We start from the raw sequence: 17,787 nt of genomic DNA, 5'->3' as shown, positions 1-17,787 counted from the left end.
AACATAGATCCCTTAGCTGAAAAATATCCGACTTGGACTCCTTATGCTTTTAGCGGTAACAGAGTTATTGACGCAAGAGAGTTAGAAGGTTTAGAACCTTATATTGTTACAGGACGTGCTTTCATACCACAAAAAACTCTTTCTAATCCAAAACCTTTTACAGACACTAAATCTTTTGCGGGTGATAATAGAAATTCTTATAATGTAAATGCAACCTCATATAGAACTGAGCAAAAAGTAAGGATTGATTTTGACAATAATAAAGTTACTACACTAAGTAATAAAGCAAGTGGTTCTACTGGTTTTGATAAAAATGGAAAAGCAATAGAACACTCTGCTTCTGAAAAAGCTGGTCCAACTCCAACATATACTTCTGGAACGATGAAAGACGGCTCAACAACAATCCATATGGAAGTTGATGCATCTAATAAATTAGTTAGTGGAGCTCCTTCTATAAATTACGATGTAAATGTTACTCTAACTCAACAAGAAAACGGTTCTTTTAATTACAATATTGAAGGAAAAACAGATGGTTTTCCTGCGTATGAATTTTTTATTACAGACGAAAAGACAAATAACTCATATTTGATTTATGGCAGTAGTCCTACTGTAACAGGAGATAGTCCAACAGCTTTATTCCCACCAATGGAGAAAACCGTAGATAAAGCAGGTAATAGTGCATTTATGAATCCAACGGATGAAAAAAAATTCAAATAAATTATGAAGAAGAATTTAATATTAAAAGTTTTAGGATTATTCTACTTTGTAGTAGGAATGGTTTTACACATAAATATGGTGTTAGAGAAATCTTGGCCAACTTATTTTTTCATTCTAATTTGCGTATTAGGAGTATTATTAATAATAATATCTTTTCTTGCAAAAAATTTATCTTGGAAAATACAAGGAGTGATAGGTTTAATATCTATCCTTATATTTTTACTCTTATTGTTTCTTTAAAGAAATCAAATAAATAATTTACCAAAGGGCAGAGATAAATCTCTGTCTTTTTTGTTATATAGCAAATTACGAATACGCTTTTTTAGCTTTATAATCTCGGATAGTCATATCAATGAAATAGAAAAGTTTGTCTTTAATATCATCGGGAAGAGCCTGAACTTCAAGAATCCTATCCATCGTCTGCATATCGAGCAATACATCCGCATTGCCTGTAAGATAATCCAAGGACACTTCCAGAAAAGAAGCCAGTTTATTAGCCGTATCAATGGAGGGCTTCATCTCGTCACGTTCGTATCTTCCGACAACAGGCGATTTAGTTCCTAAATGATTAGCCAGATCTTCCTGCGAAAGACCTTTACTTTTTCTTATCTCCGATAAACGTTTGCCGAAACTCATAAGTTCTAATTAATACGATTAAACCAATAATGAAACAAAAATAAAGAATGAAAAAGTATTAAACAAATACAAAAAATTTTGTTGTTTAAAATGGATTAGTTATTTTTGAAACTTAAAAGTTCTATAAAAATAATTTTCCTATGTTCACAAATGACAATCCCAACCAGCTTATTTACGAAAATAAAATACTGCATATCTCTGTCTTGGGCGGAATCCGTTTAGAAGGCTTAGACCGATTAAGAGTAACCTTAAAAATCCATAATCCCGAAACTCCCCTTATTGCAGTACGGCACAATCTGGATTTATACAACGATACGCAGGTAGAAAAGTTGATCAGAAAAACAGCAGTAAAATTAGAAATCGGACATTCTGTAATAGAAGCGTGTATTAATGAACTGATAGAAGAACTGGAAAAATACCGTCTGGAACAGTTAGAAAACCAGCATACAGAAAAGGAAATAAAACCGCTTACAGAAGACGAAAGAAAAGAATCTTTAGAACTCTTGGAATCCGAAAACCTTTTAGAACGGACAAATGAACTGATAGGACAAAGCGGAATGATAGGCGAAGAAGTGAACAGATTAATAATGTTTTTAATCTTCTGTAGTAGAAAGAGAAACCAACCTTTGCACGTGGTAAGTTTAGGAAGTAGCGGAACAGGGAAAACCCATTTGCAGGAATCCATCGGAAACCTAATCCCTGAAGAAGAAAAAATAGAAATTACGACACTATCAGAAAATGCCTTTTATTACTTCGGTCAGCAGGAACTCAAAAATAAATTAATCCTGATAGAAGATTTAGACGGTGTTCTACAGGCACTTTATCCGTTAAGAGAATTACAATCCAAAAAGAAAATAAGTAAAACTATTGCATTTAAAAATACCAAAGGAGAAACCAAAAGTGTACATATTACGGTGGAAGGACCTGTATGCGTTGCAGGATGTACGACACAGGAAAGTATCTATGAAGATAACGCCAACAGAAGTTTTTTACTCTACTTGGATGAAACTCCTGAACAGGATGAGAAAATAATGGCATATCAAAGAAAACTATCGGCAGGGAAAATAGATACAATCAGCAAACAAAATGCGATAAGAATATTACAGAACAGCCAAAGACTATTGGAGAATATAAAAGTCGTGAATCCCTATGCAGAATATCTACAGCTCCCGAAAGAGATACTAAAACCAAGAAGAACCAACGCCCACTATCTGCAATTTATAGAAGTAGTCACCTATTACAGCCAATACCAGAGAGAAAGAAAAGTAGATGAAGAAACAGGCGAAGAATACATAGAGACCACGATAGAAGATATCAGAAATACCAATGAATTACTAAAAGAGGTATTGATACGGAAAAGTGATTTACTCACAGGAAACAGCAGAAACCAGTTGGAGAAATTTAAAAATAGTTTAGAAAATTTAGGACAGACCTTTACCAATCTGCAATTGCGTTATGCTCTTAAAGTTACCAAAACCACAGCGCAAAGATATTTGAACCAATGGCAGGAAATAGGCTTGATAAAGAAAATGCAGAACAAGGAAACCCAAACCTATTACTATCAATTAATTGATGAAAACGAATATAAGAATCTGGAAATGAGTATCAACGAAATACTGGAAAATGCACTATTACAGATAAGCAACAGGAACACCGAAACAGACCGAAACATTACTACACCTGTGTCTGATGAAACCAATGCAGAAAAGGAAAAAGAAGAACCGAAACAGCGAAACATCAAAAAGGATAAGACAACCGAAAAAACAGAATAATGAAAAAACTTCCTTTAAACAATGCAGGTTATCAACATTTATTAAAAGCTTTTGAAGAGTGGCTGGATATATTGGGCTATGCACAGGGAACGGTTTACAATCTTCCTAATTACAACCGAGAGTTTTTATATCTCTTGGAGCAGAACAATGTCAGGCAACTGACAAACATTGACCACAAGCACATAAAAAATTATCACAGTCATTTATTGAGTAGAACCAATGAAAGAGAAGGCGGAGCATTAAGCAGTAATTATATCAACGGACATTTGTTCGCCTTAGAAAAGTTCTTCGAGTTTTTACGGCACAAAGGCGTAAAGAATCTGCCTGAAATCAATATCCGGAGATTGGAGATAGAAAAATTTAAAAGAGAAATCCTTACCATAGGAGAAATAAAGGAACTCTATAAAGTCATAGATGAACAGGAATGCATCACACCAAAGCAGGAAGCACTCAATTACCAGGACAGGGTTTTACTGGCAATCTATTACGGATGCGGACTTAGAAATAGTGAAGGAAGGACATTATGTTTAGAGGACATCAATTTAGATACACAGATACTACACGTAAAAAAAGGAAAAGGAAACAAGCAGAGATTAATCCCTTTCAACAATGCGGTAAAAGAATGTTTGAAAATCTGGATGTATGAATACAGGATGATTTTACTGAAAGACAAAACAGAATCCCGATTATTAATCAGTAGTTTAGGAAAACCCATTGCGGGATGTACATTAGGAAACCGATTGAAAAGATTAATAGCACAGAGCAGTAATATAAAGCTCAAAGAAAAGAATATCACTTTGCACAGTCTTAGACACAGTATTGCAACACATCTTTTGGCAGGAGGAATGGATATACAGAAAGTACAGAAATTTTTAGGACACTCCTGTTTAGACACTACCGAAATTTACACCCATTTAATTGAAGAAGTATAAAGACAATGGACTTTAAAAACTATTTAAAAAACACAGACCACTCCAAAACCACTACGGAAACATATTATCTCTATGTAATGGAATTTATCGGTTTTTTGGATAAAGATAATACTGAAGCTGAAAACAGTACAGAGAAAGAAATAATGCTGTACCTGCAATATCTACAGAAAAAAGGACTATCACAAGGAACAAAGAAAATACGTCTGTATGCATTAAAACAGTTCTTCGAATATCAGATAGAAACAGGAATCAGAACAGATAATCCCGCAAAAAGAATAAAACTAAAAGGAGGAGAAAAACAGAAGATATATCCAAGCCTTACAATGCAGGAATTACAGGAAATCTATCAGAACTACGAAATCCCGAAATCAGACGATAAAAGAAGCCATCACAACTGGTTCAATAATTATAGAATCAGCAGGGAAAGAAATAAGGTCATTGTAGGATTATTTGTTTATCAGGGAATCACAACCGCAGAAGTCGGAAGAATATTATTAGAAGATTTAGACCTGCGAAACGGCACAATTAATATCAGAGGCGGAAGAATAGGAAAAGACAGAACATTAGAACTTAAATCCCATCAGATAATGGATTTAATGGAATACCAGTATAAAACAAGAGCAGAGCTTTTGAAATATCAGAGCAATCCCGAAACAAAACAACTGTTTTTAAGTATGCCACCATCAGGAAAACTAAAATCAGAACCCGAAGAGACATTGAATATATTTAAACGATTAACACAGGAACTAAAAGCCATCAATACGAAGCTAATCAATATCCAACATATCAGAACATCGGTCATTATCAACTGGCTGAAAAAATACAATCTAAGACAAGTACAATACAGAGCAGGACACAAAGCCATTTACGCAACGGAACTGTATTTAGTGAATGATATTGAAGATTTACAGACAGAAATTAATCAGTTCCATCCGTTGAAATAGTCCAATGCTTGCATTTTGAATTAAATATCCCGCCCTCCGAATAAAAAAGACATTTTCCGCCGAAGCTTGTCCGAATCTTTTCCAACACTTTAAAGCCACAGCAAATTACATAATCAAAATTATACGCAAATTGCCAACGCAAACCGTTGTTCTCCACTTCGCTACGCACAAACCAGCACCATTTTTGCCTATAATTTGGGATTATGTAAAATGCTTTCCGTAGCAACGTGGAAACCACTTTTGCTTCCAACGCTTTTAGCCATCAACTTTCCCAAATCTTTCCAGCTCCGAAAAAAGACTTTTTTGCCAACACCAACAACCACCCGAAATAAGGAAAAATGCACCATCGCTCGAAAAGTTCTTCGATTGAAATTTAGCCGATAAATACAACGAAAAATATTAAAATGTGGATAAAGCCGAAGCTGAATCCCACCGCCATTTTACCCACATTTTAACATTTTACAACAACAGCGACAACAACAGTTTTTAACAATAGATTTTTTTGAAAATCAGAACTTTATTTTTCCAAATGAAAAAGAAAATTTATCTTTGAAATATGGGTTGCCCGAGAATAAACACAGGAAATTTTTTGCCTCTTTTGAAAGTGGTATATAAACGATTGCCTAATGTTGAAAAATCGGGACAAGCGAAAACGAAAGGAGGCTCGAAATTTTGTGTAAGTTCTACAAACTACAAGTATCAGTCACAGGAACTGCAGGAAACAGGCTTCTACTCCTTCAAATGGCGAAATTATATGCCTGATGTCGGCAGGTTTTTCAACATAGATCCCTTAGCTGAAAAATATCCGACTTGGACTCCTTATGCTTTTAGCGGTAACAGAGTTATTGACGCAAGAGAGTTAGAAGGTTTAGAACCTTATATTGTTACAGGACGTGCTTTCATACCACAAAAAACTCTTTCTAATCCAAAACCTTTTACAGACACTAAATCTTTTGCGGGTGATAATAGAAATTCTTATAATGTAAATGCAACCTCATATAGAACTGAGCAAAAAGTAAGGATTGATTTTGACAATAATAAAGTTACTACACTAAGTAATAAAGCAAGTGGTTCTACTGGTTTTGATAAAAATGGAAAAGCAATAGAACACTCTGCTTCTGAAAAAGCTGGTCCAACTCCAACATATACTTCTGGAACGATGAAAGACGGCTCAACAACAATCCATATGGAAGTTGATGCATCTAATAAATTAGTTAGTGGAGCTCCTTCTATAAATTACGATGTAAATGTTACTCTAACTCAACAAGAAAACGGTTCTTTTAATTACAATATTGAAGGAAAAACAGATGGTTTTCCTGCGTATGAATTTTTTATTACAGACGAAAAGACAAATAACTCATATTTGATTTATGGCAGTAGTCCTACTGTAACAGGAGATAGTCCAACAGCTTTATTCCCACCAATGGAGAAAACCGTAGATAAAGCAGGTAATAGTGCATTTATGAATCCAACGGATGAAAAAAAATTCAAATAAATTATGAAGAAGAATTTAATATTAAAAGTTTTAGGATTATTCTACTTTGTAGTAGGAATGGTTTTACACATAAATATGGTGTTAGAGAAATCTTGGCCAACTTATTTTTTCATTCTAATTTGCGTATTAGGAGTATTATTAATAATAATATCTTTTCTTGCAAAAAATTTATCTTGGAAAATACAAGGAGTGATAGGTTTAATATCTATCCTTATATTTTTACTCTTATTGTTTCTTTAAAGAAATCAAATAAATAATTTACCAAAGGGCAGAGATAAATCTCTGTCTTTTTTGTTATATAGCAAATTACGAATACGCTTTTTTAGCTTTATAATCTCGGATAGTCATATCAATGAAATAGAAAAGTTTGTCTTTAATATCATCGGGAAGAGCCTGAACTTCAAGAATCCTATCCATCGTCTGCATATCGAGCAATACATCCGCATTGCCTGTAAGATAATCCAAGGACACTTCCAGAAAAGAAGCCAGTTTATTAGCCGTATCAATGGAGGGCTTCATCTCGTCACGTTCGTATCTTCCGACAACAGGCGATTTAGTTCCTAAATGATTAGCCAGATCTTCCTGCGAAAGACCTTTACTTTTTCTTATCTCCGATAAACGTTTGCCGAAACTCATAAGTTCTAATTAATACGATTAAACCAATAATGAAACAAAAATAAAGAATGAAAAAGTATTAAACAAATACAAAAAATTTTGTTGTTTAAAATGGATTAGTTATTTTTGAAACTTAAAAGTTCTATAAAAATAATTTTCCTATGTTCACAAATGACAATCCCAACCAGCTTATTTACGAAAATAAAATACTGCATATCTCTGTCTTGGGCGGAATCCGTTTAGAAGGCTTAGACCGATTAAGAGTAACCTTAAAAATCCATAATCCCGAAACTCCCCTTATTGCAGTACGGCACAATCTGGATTTATACAACGATACGCAGGTAGAAAAGTTGATCAGAAAAACAGCAGTAAAATTAGAAATCGGACATTCTGTAATAGAAGCGTGTATTAATGAACTGATAGAAGAACTGGAAAAATACCGTCTGGAACAGTTAGAAAACCAGCATACAGAAAAGGAAATAAAACCGCTTACAGAAGACGAAAGAAAAGAATCTTTAGAACTCTTGGAATCCGAAAACCTTTTAGAACGGACAAATGAACTGATAGGACAAAGCGGAATGATAGGCGAAGAAGTGAACAGATTAATAATGTTTTTAATCTTCTGTAGTAGAAAGAGAAACCAACCTTTGCACGTGGTAAGTTTAGGAAGTAGCGGAACAGGGAAAACCCATTTGCAGGAATCCATCGGAAACCTAATCCCTGAAGAAGAAAAAATAGAAATTACGACACTATCAGAAAATGCCTTTTATTACTTCGGTCAGCAGGAACTCAAAAATAAATTAATCCTGATAGAAGATTTAGACGGTGTTCTACAGGCACTTTATCCGTTAAGAGAATTACAATCCAAAAAGAAAATAAGTAAAACTATTGCATTTAAAAATACCAAAGGAGAAACCAAAAGTGTACATATTACGGTGGAAGGACCTGTATGCGTTGCAGGATGTACGACACAGGAAAGTATCTATGAAGATAACGCCAACAGAAGTTTTTTACTCTACTTGGATGAAACTCCTGAACAGGATGAGAAAATAATGGCATATCAAAGAAAACTATCGGCAGGGAAAATAGATACAATCAGCAAACAAAATGCGATAAGAATATTACAGAACAGCCAAAGACTATTGGAGAATATAAAAGTCGTGAATCCCTATGCAGAATATCTACAGCTCCCGAAAGAGATACTAAAACCAAGAAGAACCAACGCCCACTATCTGCAATTTATAGAAGTAGTCACCTATTACAGCCAATACCAGAGAGAAAGAAAAGTAGATGAAGAAACAGGCGAAGAATACATAGAGACCACGATAGAAGATATCAGAAATACCAATGAATTACTAAAAGAGGTATTGATACGGAAAAGTGATTTACTCACAGGAAACAGCAGAAACCAGTTGGAGAAATTTAAAAATAGTTTAGAAAATTTAGGACAGACCTTTACCAATCTGCAATTGCGTTATGCTCTTAAAGTTACCAAAACCACAGCGCAAAGATATTTGAACCAATGGCAGGAAATAGGCTTGATAAAGAAAATGCAGAACAAGGAAACCCAAACCTATTACTATCAATTAATTGATGAAAACGAATATAAGAATCTGGAAATGAGTATCAACGAAATACTGGAAAATGCACTATTACAGATAAGCAACAGGAACACCGAAACAGACCGAAACATTACTACACCTGTGTCTGATGAAACCAATGCAGAAAAGGAAAAAGAAGAACCGAAACAGCGAAACATCAAAAAGGATAAGACAACCGAAAAAACAGAATAATGAAAAAACTTCCTTTAAACAATGCAGGTTATCAACATTTATTAAAAGCTTTTGAAGAGTGGCTGGATATATTGGGCTATGCACAGGGAACGGTTTACAATCTTCCTAATTACAACCGAGAGTTTTTATATCTCTTGGAGCAGAACAATGTCAGGCAACTGACAAACATTGACCACAAGCACATAAAAAATTATCACAGTCATTTATTGAGTAGAACCAATGAAAGAGAAGGCGGAGCATTAAGCAGTAATTATATCAACGGACATTTGTTCGCCTTAGAAAAGTTCTTCGAGTTTTTACGGCACAAAGGCGTAAAGAATCTGCCTGAAATCAATATCCGGAGATTGGAGATAGAAAAATTTAAAAGAGAAATCCTTACCATAGGAGAAATAAAGGAACTCTATAAAGTCATAGATGAACAGGAATGCATCACACCAAAGCAGGAAGCACTCAATTACCAGGACAGGGTTTTACTGGCAATCTATTACGGATGCGGACTTAGAAATAGTGAAGGAAGGACATTATGTTTAGAGGACATCAATTTAGATACACAGATACTACACGTAAAAAAAGGAAAAGGAAACAAGCAGAGATTAATCCCTTTCAACAATGCGGTAAAAGAATGTTTGAAAATCTGGATGTATGAATACAGGATGATTTTACTGAAAGACAAAACAGAATCCCGATTATTAATCAGTAGTTTAGGAAAACCCATTGCGGGATGTACATTAGGAAACCGATTGAAAAGATTAATAGCACAGAGCAGTAATATAAAGCTCAAAGAAAAGAATATCACTTTGCACAGTCTTAGACACAGTATTGCAACACATCTTTTGGCAGGAGGAATGGATATACAGAAAGTACAGAAATTTTTAGGACACTCCTGTTTAGACACTACCGAAATTTACACCCATTTAATTGAAGAAGTATAAAGACAATGGACTTTAAAAACTATTTAAAAAACACAGACCACTCCAAAACCACTACGGAAACATATTATCTCTATGTAATGGAATTTATCGGTTTTTTGGATAAAGATAATACTGAAGCTGAAAACAGTACAGAGAAAGAAATAATGCTGTACCTGCAATATCTACAGAAAAAAGGACTATCACAAGGAACAAAGAAAATACGTCTGTATGCATTAAAACAGTTCTTCGAATATCAGATAGAAACAGGAATCAGAACAGATAATCCCGCAAAAAGAATAAAACTAAAAGGAGGAGAAAAACAGAAGATATATCCAAGCCTTACAATGCAGGAATTACAGGAAATCTATCAGAACTACGAAATCCCGAAATCAGACGATAAAAGAAGCCATCACAACTGGTTCAATAATTATAGAATCAGCAGGGAAAGAAATAAGGTCATTGTAGGATTATTTGTTTATCAGGGAATCACAACCGCAGAAGTCGGAAGAATATTATTAGAAGATTTAGACCTGCGAAACGGCACAATTAATATCAGAGGCGGAAGAATAGGAAAAGACAGAACATTAGAACTTAAATCCCATCAGATAATGGATTTAATGGAATACCAGTATAAAACAAGAGCAGAGCTTTTGAAATATCAGAGCAATCCCGAAACAAAACAACTGTTTTTAAGTATGCCACCATCAGGAAAACTAAAATCAGAACCCGAAGAGACATTGAATATATTTAAACGATTAACACAGGAACTAAAAGCCATCAATACGAAGCTAATCAATATCCAACATATCAGAACATCGGTCATTATCAACTGGCTGAAAAAATACAATCTAAGACAAGTACAATACAGAGCAGGACACAAAGCCATTTACGCAACGGAACTGTATTTAGTGAATGATATTGAAGATTTACAGACAGAAATTAATCAGTTCCATCCGTTGAAATAGTCCAATGCTTGCATTTTGAATTAAATATCCCGCCCTCCGAATAAAAAAGACATTTTCCGCCGAAGCTTATCCGAATCTTTTCCAACACTTTAAAGCCACAGCAAATTACATAATCAAAATTATACGCAAATTGCCAACGCAAACCGTTGTTCTCCACTTCGCTACGCACAAACCAGCACCATTTTTGCCTATAATTTGGGATTATGTAAAATGCTTTCCGTAGCAACGTGGAAACCACTTTTGCTTCCAACGCTTTTAGCCATCAACTTTCCCAAATCTTTCCAGCTCCGAAAAAAGACTTTTTTGCCAACACCAACAACCACCCGAAATAAGGAAAAATGCACCATCGCTCGAAAAGTTCTTCGATTGAAATTTAGCCGATAAATACAACGAAAAATATTAAAATGTGGATAAAGCCGAAGCTGAATCCCACCGCCATTTTACCCACATTTTAACATTTTACAACAACAGCGACAACAACAGTTTTTAACAATAGATTTTTTTGAAAATCAGAACTTTATTTTTCCAAATGAAAAAGAAAATTTATCTTTGAAATATGGGTTGCCCGAGAATAAACACAGGAAATTTTTTGCCTCTTTTGAAAGTGGTATATAAACGATTGCCTAATGTTGAAAAATCGGGACAAGCGAAAACGAAAGGAGGCTCGAAATTTTGTGTAAGTTCTACAAACTACAAGTACAACGGTAAAGAACTGCAAGAAACGGGAATGTATGATTTCGGAGCCAGAATTTACTCTCCTGATGCTCCACATTGGTGGCAAATTGATGAACTTGCAGAAAAACATCCAGAAATGTCTCCATATGCCTATACAGCTAACAATCCTATAATGTATGTTGACCCTGATGGACGAGAATGGGTTATAACGCAAAGCTATGATAAGAAAACAAATACTACTAACTATCAAATAACATTTACAGGAGCTGTTTTAAATAGTTCTTCAAATAAAAAAATTGATATGGCTGGTTTTGCTAAATCTGTACAAAGTCAGACAGAATCCCTTTTTAATGATTTAGAAACAAACCCAAACGTAACGGTTTCAGCTAATATTAATATTAGGGTAATAGATGATAAAGAGGATTTGAAGAGTACTGATACTTTAATTGAAATAAAAGATTCAAATTCTAAGGATTTTGATGTATACAAAGATGGTAAGACGGATGTCGTTGGAAGAGCAATGAATGGGAAAGAAATATCTGTAAATGAAAAATATGTAAGCGGTATGATTAGTGGGAAGAATAGTAAAACAATGGCTCACGAGATAGGGCATACAGCAGGATTGCAACACCCCCCTATGGCTACTGATAATTCTATATTTGGGTTTTCTTCTGAGTTTGAAACGCCAAAAAGTAATTTTATGAGACAGGGTACAATCAAAGATCCAAGTGGCATAACTGTTCGTCAATTAAATAGAATGGAAAATTTATATAAAAATAAAAAACTCAATAATAAAAAAATAGATCCAACCAAACAATGATACGAATAATAATATTAATTATGTTCTTAACTTTTTTTTCTTGTTCAAAAAATGTCTCAACAATCGAGAAGAAAATAAGTATAGAATATTTAACCGAACCACATGAGAGAATTGATGTAGAATTATTGACCTACTATCCATCTTTAAAGCCAAATCAATCTAATTTTTATATTGTTAAAGATATAAATACTAATGATACACTCTTTGTTGTCGATAAAGATAATCTTCCTGTGTCTAACTTTATAAAAGAGTATGATGGAATTGAAAACACTGCTATCGTATTGCAAAAGGGAGAAATGAAGAAGAAAAATGAATATACTGTCAATATGCCATCAAAATATATTTCTAATAAGAAGTTATATCTAGGTGAACTCATAAGGCTGATTGATTAAATTAACGTGGACGAGAAATTTTGAACGTTATACTGAAAAGTTGTAGAAGCCGACAACAATATCTTTGTGCAGGCAGTTACTTGAATAAATTAGATATCAATCAGAAGATAGTAAAGCAAAAGTCAGATCATATTTTATATCAGAGTACACTTAAAATGTAATTTTTAGTGTACTGCAAATGACAATTATAATTGATAATAAACTTTTAGTTGTCCAATTTACATTGCATATATATTGCACACAAAAACAAAAAGCCTTGACAATCAAACGATTATCAAGGCTTTTAAGTACCCCAGACGGGACTTGAACCCGTACATCCTTGCGGATACAGGATTTTAAGTCCTGCGTGTCTACCAATTCCACCACCAGGGCAGAGGTGAGCGAAAAACGGGATTCGAACCCGCGACCCCAACCTTGGCAAGGTTGTGCTCTACCAGCTGAGCTATTTTCGCATAAAAAAAATTCCTAATTTCTTAGAAATTTTTTAAATTGTGCGGATGAAGGGACTCGAACCCCCACGCCGTGAAGCACCAGATCCTAAGTCTGGCGTGGCTACCAATTACACCACATCCGCATTATTTTTAAGAACTTCTTTTCTTTCGTTTTGGTGAGTGCAAATATAGAACTCTTTTTGATATCCTCCAAACTAAAAACAATATTTTTTAAAAGTTTTTTCATTGCCTGATTTTTTGAATAAAATCAATACTTTTATTACCTTTACAAACTTAAAACATTTTCGAGATATGGAATTAACAGGAACGATAAAGAAAATTTCTGATTTACAAACATTTGCAAGTGGATTTCAAAAAAAAGAACTAGTTCTTTTGACTGAAGAACAGTATCCACAACCAATTAATATTGAATTCACGCAAGATAAAGTGGATTTATTAAACGCTCACAAAGTTGGTGATAAAGTAAAAGTTCATATCAACATCAGAGGGAGAGAATGGACAAGTCCTCAAGGTGAGGTGAAATATTTCAACTCTATTGTAGGATGGAGAATGGAAAAAGATGCTTCTACAGATTTCAATGAGCCAACTCAAGCATCTCCAAGTCAAGGCGGAACTCCTGCAACTGAAAACAAGAATGTTTTTGCTGAGGATGAAGATGATGATTTGCCTTTCTAATTAAAAAATTTAATTGAAAATAAACTTCCCTGTACATTCATTTGTGCAGGGATTTTTTTATAAATTCGAGGTCATATAAATGATTATGGAAATCTTTAAAATCATTGAGCCAACAGCTGCGAAAGTCCCTGTTATCATAAGTGTTCCGCACGCAGGAACTTTTATTCCTGAAGATATAATATCTAAGATGAACCCTGAAGTTTCAAAACAATTGGACGACACAGACTGGTTCATCGATAAGCTTTATGCTTTTGCAACAGAACTTGGAATTACAATTATTGTTACGAATTACAGCAGATGGGTTGTGGACCTGAACAGAAATCCTGAAAACCAACCGCTCTATAATGACGGAAGAGTAATTACGGATGTTGTGGCAATTACAGATTTCAATGGAAATAAAATCTATAATGATGATTATGTTCCGAATCAAGAAGAAGTTTCCAGAAGAGTTGAATTATATCACAAACCTTATCAAGAAAAACTGGCAGAACTTTTAAATGAAACTAAAAATGAATTTGGGAAAGCGTTGTTGTTTGATGCACATTCGATAAGGAAGTCTGTGCAAGGAATTCGTTCGGAGGATTTTCCGGATTTGATTCTTGGTGATAATGATGAGACTTCTGCTCATCCTGAATTGATTAAAACAGCAGTCGATTCTCTACAAAACAATAGTTACGAATTTTCTCATAACTACCCTTTCAAAGGTGGATATATTACCAGAAATTTCGGAAAACCGAATGAAAACATTCACGCTTTGCAATTGGAAATGTGCAAGACCAATTATATGGATTCTTCGGAAACAGTTTATGATGAAGGCAATGCCGAACGAATTCAAAAGGTTTTGAAGAAAACACTGGTGAATCTTATTGAAACTATAAATAAAATATAAATTCTCGCTGGTTAAGCTGATTTTGCAGATTCTTTGAAACGTTGAATCACTCGCAGCCCGACTTGAGCGGAAATCCTTTTTTGCTTAAACGAAAGTTCTATTTAAAGGTAAATCGTCGGCAAAAAAGATTGAGAGCGGAAGGCGGAAATAGCTGCCCAAATAAATATTATATAAAAATTTACAAATATCTGATGTACACATTCAAAGGATTATTGACCGAAAACGGATGGTTGGAAAATGTTTTTGTAAAGCTGGACGAATCCGGAAATATCTCTGAACTGAAAACCGTGGAAAAACCCGAAGGTGAATATGTGGACGGTTATGTTTTACCGGGATTTCAGAATGCGCATTCGCACGCTTTTCAGTATGCAATGTGCGGATTGGCAGAATATTTTGAAGGTTCGGAAGTTCCTGATGATTTCTGGAGCTGGCGCGATGCAATGTACGGAATTGCGCTGTCACTTTCGCCTGGACAAATGGAAGATGTTGCAGCGATGTTGTACGCAGAAATGCTGAGAAATGGTTATACATCGGTTGCTGAGTTCCATTATGTACATCACGATAAAGATGGGAAACCTTATCAAAATCTCTCGGAATTAGGAGAAAGATTGGTTTCTGCGGCGAAAAGAGCAGGAATCAGGATTACATTGATTCCAATGTTTTATCAGAAAGGGAATTTCGGAACGAGACCTTATGATTTGCAGAGACGGTTTATTTCGAAAACGATTGAAGATTATTGTCAATTATTGGAAGCATCTAAACAATCGATTCAGTTTTATGATAAGGCTAATCTTGCTGTTGGTTCGCATTCTTTGAGAGCGGTTCAGAAAGAGGATTTGATAGAATCTTCTTTGCTTTCTAAGGACTATCCGTTTCATATTCATATTGCCGAACAGTTGAAGGAAATCAAAGATTGTGTGGATTTTTACGGAAAAAGACCTGCAGAATGGCTTTTGGAAAATTGTAATGTGAATGAGAAATTTAACCTAATCCATTGTACACATCTTAAAGATAACGAAGTGGAAGGCATTGCAAAATCGGGTGCTAACATCGTACTTTGCCCATCAACAGAAGGAAATCTTGGTGATGGAAGATTCCGATTCAAAGATTATCAGAATTTTGGAGGAAACTGGTCGATCGGGACAGACAGCCAGATTTGTGTGAATCCTTTGGAAGATTTGCGCTTGTTAGATTATGGTCAAAGAATCCATACGCACAGACGAGATACTTTTTTCAAACCCAATCTTGGTGATAGTGGATTCAATGCATTGAAAACAGCTTGGAAATCCGGTCGAAATTCGATGGGATTTGAGAATGAAAACTTTTTCAAAGTCGGAGAAAGTTTTGATGCGGTTGTGATGGATGCAAAAGCACCTTTGATTGAGACTTCTTCTCTCAAAAATCTTTGTAATACGATTGTTTATTCATCGGATTCGTCGCATCTTTCGGGAACTTTGGTTGCCGGAAAATGGGTTGTGAAAAATGGGAAACACGAGAATTATGAAAATGTTCGACGAGGTTTTGTGAAGTCTATTAATGAAATTAAGATTAGATAAATAATTTTCTCGCAGATTGTGCTGATTTATTTAAACGCAAAGTTCGCAATGTTTTTTGTTCATTAATTGCTCTTATTCTAAGATTCGCAAAGGCGTTTCACTCAGCAAAATTTTGAAAAAATTATATTCAAATAAAATAATTCATTCCTAAAAATGATTTGGTTAGACCCTGATGATATTTCTTTTCCCGACCCAGAACTTTATGACCCGGAAGATGGATTGATCGCGATTGGTGGTGATTTGAAGCCGGAAAGACTTTGGTTCGCTTATCAATTGGGATTATTTCCTTGGTATAACGAAGGCGAGGAAATCCTTTGGTGGTGTCCGGATCCGAGATTTGTGATGTTCCCGAATGAAATCAAAATCTCAAAATCGATGAAGAAAATCCTGAGAGATAACATCTTTGAATTCACGGAAAATCAATGTTTCGAAGAAGTGATTCGACACTGCAAAATGGCTGAACGAAAAGGACAAAACGGAACTTGGATAAATGAGGAACTCATTGATTCTTTTGTAAAACTTCATCAATTTGGGAAAGCGAAAAGCTTTGAAGTCTGGCAAAATGGAGATTTGGTCGGAGGATTTTATGGAATCCAAGTCGGTAATATTTTCTGTGGCGAAAGTATGTTTTCCAAAGTTTCCAATGCTTCAAAAGCGGGATTTATCCACTTCACCACAAAATATCAAAACGAATGGGAGTTGATTGACTGCCAAATCCATTCTGAACATCTAGAAAGTCTTGGCGCAAAGATGATTCCGAAAATCGATTATTTAAAACTATTAAAACAACAAAAGTCTTGAATACTGAAAAACAAAAATGGGTTCTTCTGATAGCGTTGTCTGTCATTTGGGGTTCATCATTTATACTGATAAAAAAATCGCTGGAACACTTCAATCCTTATGAAGTCGGTGCATTGCGTGTCCTAATTTCGGGAATAGTTCTGATGCCTTACGCCATTTCTAAAATAAAAAAATTCCCAAAGCAACATACAATTTGGCTAATCATTGCGGCATTGACAGGAAGTTTCATCCCGATGTTCCTTTTTCCAATGGCAGAGACCGAAATCAGCAGTAGTATTGCAGGAATCATCAATTCTATGATGCCGATTTTTGTGATTATCGTCGGTTCTTTGGTTTGGAAATTCTCAACAACAAAAAGACAACTGATTTGTTTTTACCGTCCTTGATTGCTTTGGTTTTCTCTGGATTTTTCAAAGATTTTAGTCTGAATCAAAGTACGCTGGAAGGATTGGGTTTTGTGGCAATATTATCCATTTTCGGAACCGGATTAGCGATGATGATGAATTATAAGTTATTGAGCATCTCTACTCCACTGTTCGCTTCTACAGTTACTTTATTGATGCCAATCGTAGCAATCATATGGGGAATTTTGGATGGAGAAAAACTGACAACTCAGCAATCTGTTGGCGCATTGATTATCTTGGCTGGATTGATATTTTTGAGGAGTAAACCGAAAGTAATTTAGGTCTGACAATCAAATGATCTAACAAATTATGGTACGAGCTGATGTAGAAAAAACTTTTTTGA

18 protein-coding genes and 3 tRNA genes are annotated in these 17,787 nt (G+C 34.9%); 16 read left to right on the top strand and 5 right to left on the bottom strand.

Features of this window, described 5'->3' with window-relative positions; translation table 11 throughout:
• Nucleotides 1–717 (top strand): DUF3238 domain-containing protein (locus DRF58_RS07605; protein ID WP_116034313.1); only part of this gene is annotated, 717 nt, incomplete at its 5' end.
• Nucleotides 718–1,023: 306 nt separating this feature from the next.
• Here the strand turns inward: DRF58_RS07605 and DRF58_RS07600 are convergent.
• Nucleotides 1,024–1,353 carry a helix-turn-helix domain-containing protein gene (locus DRF58_RS07600; protein WP_116034310.1) on the bottom strand — a complete coding sequence of 110 codons (330 nt, stop codon included), beginning with the start codon at nt 1,351–1,353 and terminating at the stop codon, nt 1,024–1,026.
• A 140-nt stretch (nt 1,354–1,493) separates the two neighbouring features.
• On the opposite strand from DRF58_RS07600, the gene DRF58_RS07595 reads away from it, so the two are divergent.
• The 4 genes from DRF58_RS07595 to DRF58_RS07580 all read left to right on the top strand — a co-directional run bounded on the left by DRF58_RS07595 (nt 1,494) and on the right by DRF58_RS07580 (nt 6,496).
• Nucleotides 1,494–3,125, top strand: a complete 1,632-nt coding sequence (locus DRF58_RS07595; protein WP_116034309.1) for a hypothetical protein — start codon at nt 1,494–1,496, stop codon at nt 3,123–3,125.
• Nucleotides 3,125–4,057 carry a tyrosine-type recombinase/integrase gene (locus DRF58_RS07590; RefSeq protein WP_116034307.1) on the top strand — a complete coding sequence of 311 codons (933 nt, stop codon included), beginning with the start codon at nt 3,125–3,127 and terminating at the stop codon, nt 4,055–4,057. Before DRF58_RS07595 ends, DRF58_RS07590 begins: the two co-directional genes overlap by 1 nt.
• A 5-nt stretch (nt 4,058–4,062) precedes the next feature.
• Nucleotides 4,063–5,001 (top strand): tyrosine-type recombinase/integrase, encoded by a 939-nt coding sequence (locus DRF58_RS07585; protein WP_116034306.1) that lies wholly within the window; start codon nt 4,063–4,065, stop codon nt 4,999–5,001.
• 556 nt (nt 5,002–5,557) lie between these two features.
• Complete coding sequence (locus DRF58_RS07580) at nt 5,558–6,496, top strand: DUF3238 domain-containing protein (protein ID WP_116034311.1); 939 nt, start codon at nt 5,558–5,560, stop codon at nt 6,494–6,496.
• Nucleotides 6,497–6,802: 306 nt separating this feature from the next.
• Here DRF58_RS07580 and DRF58_RS07575 read toward each other — a convergent pair whose 3' ends face one another.
• On the bottom strand, nt 6,803–7,132 hold the full coding sequence (locus DRF58_RS07575; RefSeq protein ID WP_116034310.1) for a helix-turn-helix domain-containing protein: 330 nt from the start codon (nt 7,130–7,132) through the stop codon (nt 6,803–6,805).
• A gap of 140 nt (nt 7,133–7,272) precedes the next feature.
• Here DRF58_RS07575 and DRF58_RS07570 point away from each other — a divergent pair, with 140 nt between their 5' ends.
• From DRF58_RS07570 to DRF58_RS07550, 5 genes are all read left to right on the top strand, one after another.
• A complete protein-coding gene (locus DRF58_RS07570; protein ID WP_116034309.1) occupies nt 7,273–8,904 on the top strand; it encodes a hypothetical protein in 1,632 nt (543 codons plus the stop codon).
• Entirely contained in the window at nt 8,904–9,836 is a 933-nt protein-coding gene (locus tag DRF58_RS07565) for a tyrosine-type recombinase/integrase (RefSeq protein ID WP_116034307.1), read from the top strand. Before DRF58_RS07570 ends, DRF58_RS07565 begins: the two co-directional genes overlap by 1 nt.
• 5 nt (nt 9,837–9,841) lie before the next feature.
• Nucleotides 9,842–10,780: a tyrosine-type recombinase/integrase gene (locus DRF58_RS07560; RefSeq protein ID WP_116034306.1), complete on the top strand. Its 939-nt coding sequence runs from the start codon at nt 9,842–9,844 to the stop codon at nt 10,778–10,780.
• Between the two features lie 556 nt (nt 10,781–11,336).
• Nucleotides 11,337–12,275, top strand: coding sequence for an RHS repeat-associated core domain-containing protein (locus DRF58_RS07555; protein WP_116034304.1), 939 nt, complete (start codon nt 11,337–11,339; stop codon nt 12,273–12,275).
• Nucleotides 12,272–12,667, top strand: coding sequence for a hypothetical protein (locus DRF58_RS07550; RefSeq protein ID WP_116034302.1), 396 nt, complete (start codon nt 12,272–12,274; stop codon nt 12,665–12,667). The genes DRF58_RS07555 and DRF58_RS07550 overlap by 4 nt, the downstream gene beginning before the upstream one ends.
• 288 nt (nt 12,668–12,955) lie before the next feature.
• Here the strand turns inward: DRF58_RS07550 and DRF58_RS07545 are convergent.
• The 3 genes from DRF58_RS07545 to DRF58_RS07535 all read right to left on the bottom strand — a co-directional run bounded on the left by DRF58_RS07545 (nt 12,956) and on the right by DRF58_RS07535 (nt 13,241).
• A tRNA-Leu gene (locus DRF58_RS07545) sits at nt 12,956–13,039 on the bottom strand.
• A 7-nt stretch (nt 13,040–13,046) separates the two neighbouring features.
• Nucleotides 13,047–13,119, bottom strand: a tRNA-Gly gene (locus tag DRF58_RS07540).
• A gap of 40 nt (nt 13,120–13,159) precedes the next feature.
• Nucleotides 13,160–13,241 (bottom strand) — tRNA-Leu (locus tag DRF58_RS07535).
• 169 nt (nt 13,242–13,410) lie between these two features.
• Between DRF58_RS07535 and DRF58_RS07530 the strand changes: the two genes are divergently transcribed.
• The 6 genes from DRF58_RS07530 to DRF58_RS19000 all read left to right on the top strand — a co-directional run bounded on the left by DRF58_RS07530 (nt 13,411) and on the right by DRF58_RS19000 (nt 17,725).
• On the top strand, nt 13,411–13,794 hold the full coding sequence (locus tag DRF58_RS07530; RefSeq protein WP_116034332.1) for a DUF3127 domain-containing protein: 384 nt from the start codon (nt 13,411–13,413) through the stop codon (nt 13,792–13,794).
• A gap of 85 nt (nt 13,795–13,879) precedes the next feature.
• Entirely contained in the window at nt 13,880–14,683 is an 804-nt protein-coding gene (locus tag DRF58_RS07525; protein WP_116034331.1) for an N-formylglutamate amidohydrolase, read from the top strand.
• Between the two features lie 191 nt (nt 14,684–14,874).
• Nucleotides 14,875–16,239: a formimidoylglutamate deiminase gene (hutF, locus tag DRF58_RS07520; protein WP_116034329.1), complete on the top strand. Its 1,365-nt coding sequence runs from the start codon at nt 14,875–14,877 to the stop codon at nt 16,237–16,239.
• 153 nt (nt 16,240–16,392) lie between these two features.
• The gene (gene aat / locus DRF58_RS07515; RefSeq protein ID WP_116034301.1) at nt 16,393–17,040 is read left to right on the top strand and encodes a leucyl/phenylalanyl-tRNA--protein transferase; all 648 of its coding nucleotides are present in this window, start codon (nt 16,393–16,395) and stop codon (nt 17,038–17,040) included.
• The gene (locus tag DRF58_RS19005) at nt 17,037–17,426 is read left to right on the top strand and encodes a DMT family transporter (RefSeq protein WP_317124854.1); all 390 of its coding nucleotides are present in this window, start codon (nt 17,037–17,039) and stop codon (nt 17,424–17,426) included. The genes aat and DRF58_RS19005 overlap by 4 nt, the downstream gene beginning before the upstream one ends.
• On the top strand, nt 17,408–17,725 hold the full coding sequence (locus tag DRF58_RS19000) for an EamA family transporter (protein WP_317124853.1): 318 nt from the start codon (nt 17,408–17,410) through the stop codon (nt 17,723–17,725). The genes DRF58_RS19005 and DRF58_RS19000 overlap by 19 nt, the downstream gene beginning before the upstream one ends.
• Nucleotides 17,726–17,787 lie beyond the last annotated feature (62 nt).

The sequence above is a fragment of the Epilithonimonas hispanica genome (assembly GCF_003385395.1).
Lineage (GTDB): Bacteria > Bacteroidota > Bacteroidia > Flavobacteriales > Weeksellaceae > Epilithonimonas > Epilithonimonas hispanica.
The sequence above is the reverse complement of the archived record's forward strand: the minus strand, read 5'-3'. Positions and strand labels throughout refer to the sequence as shown.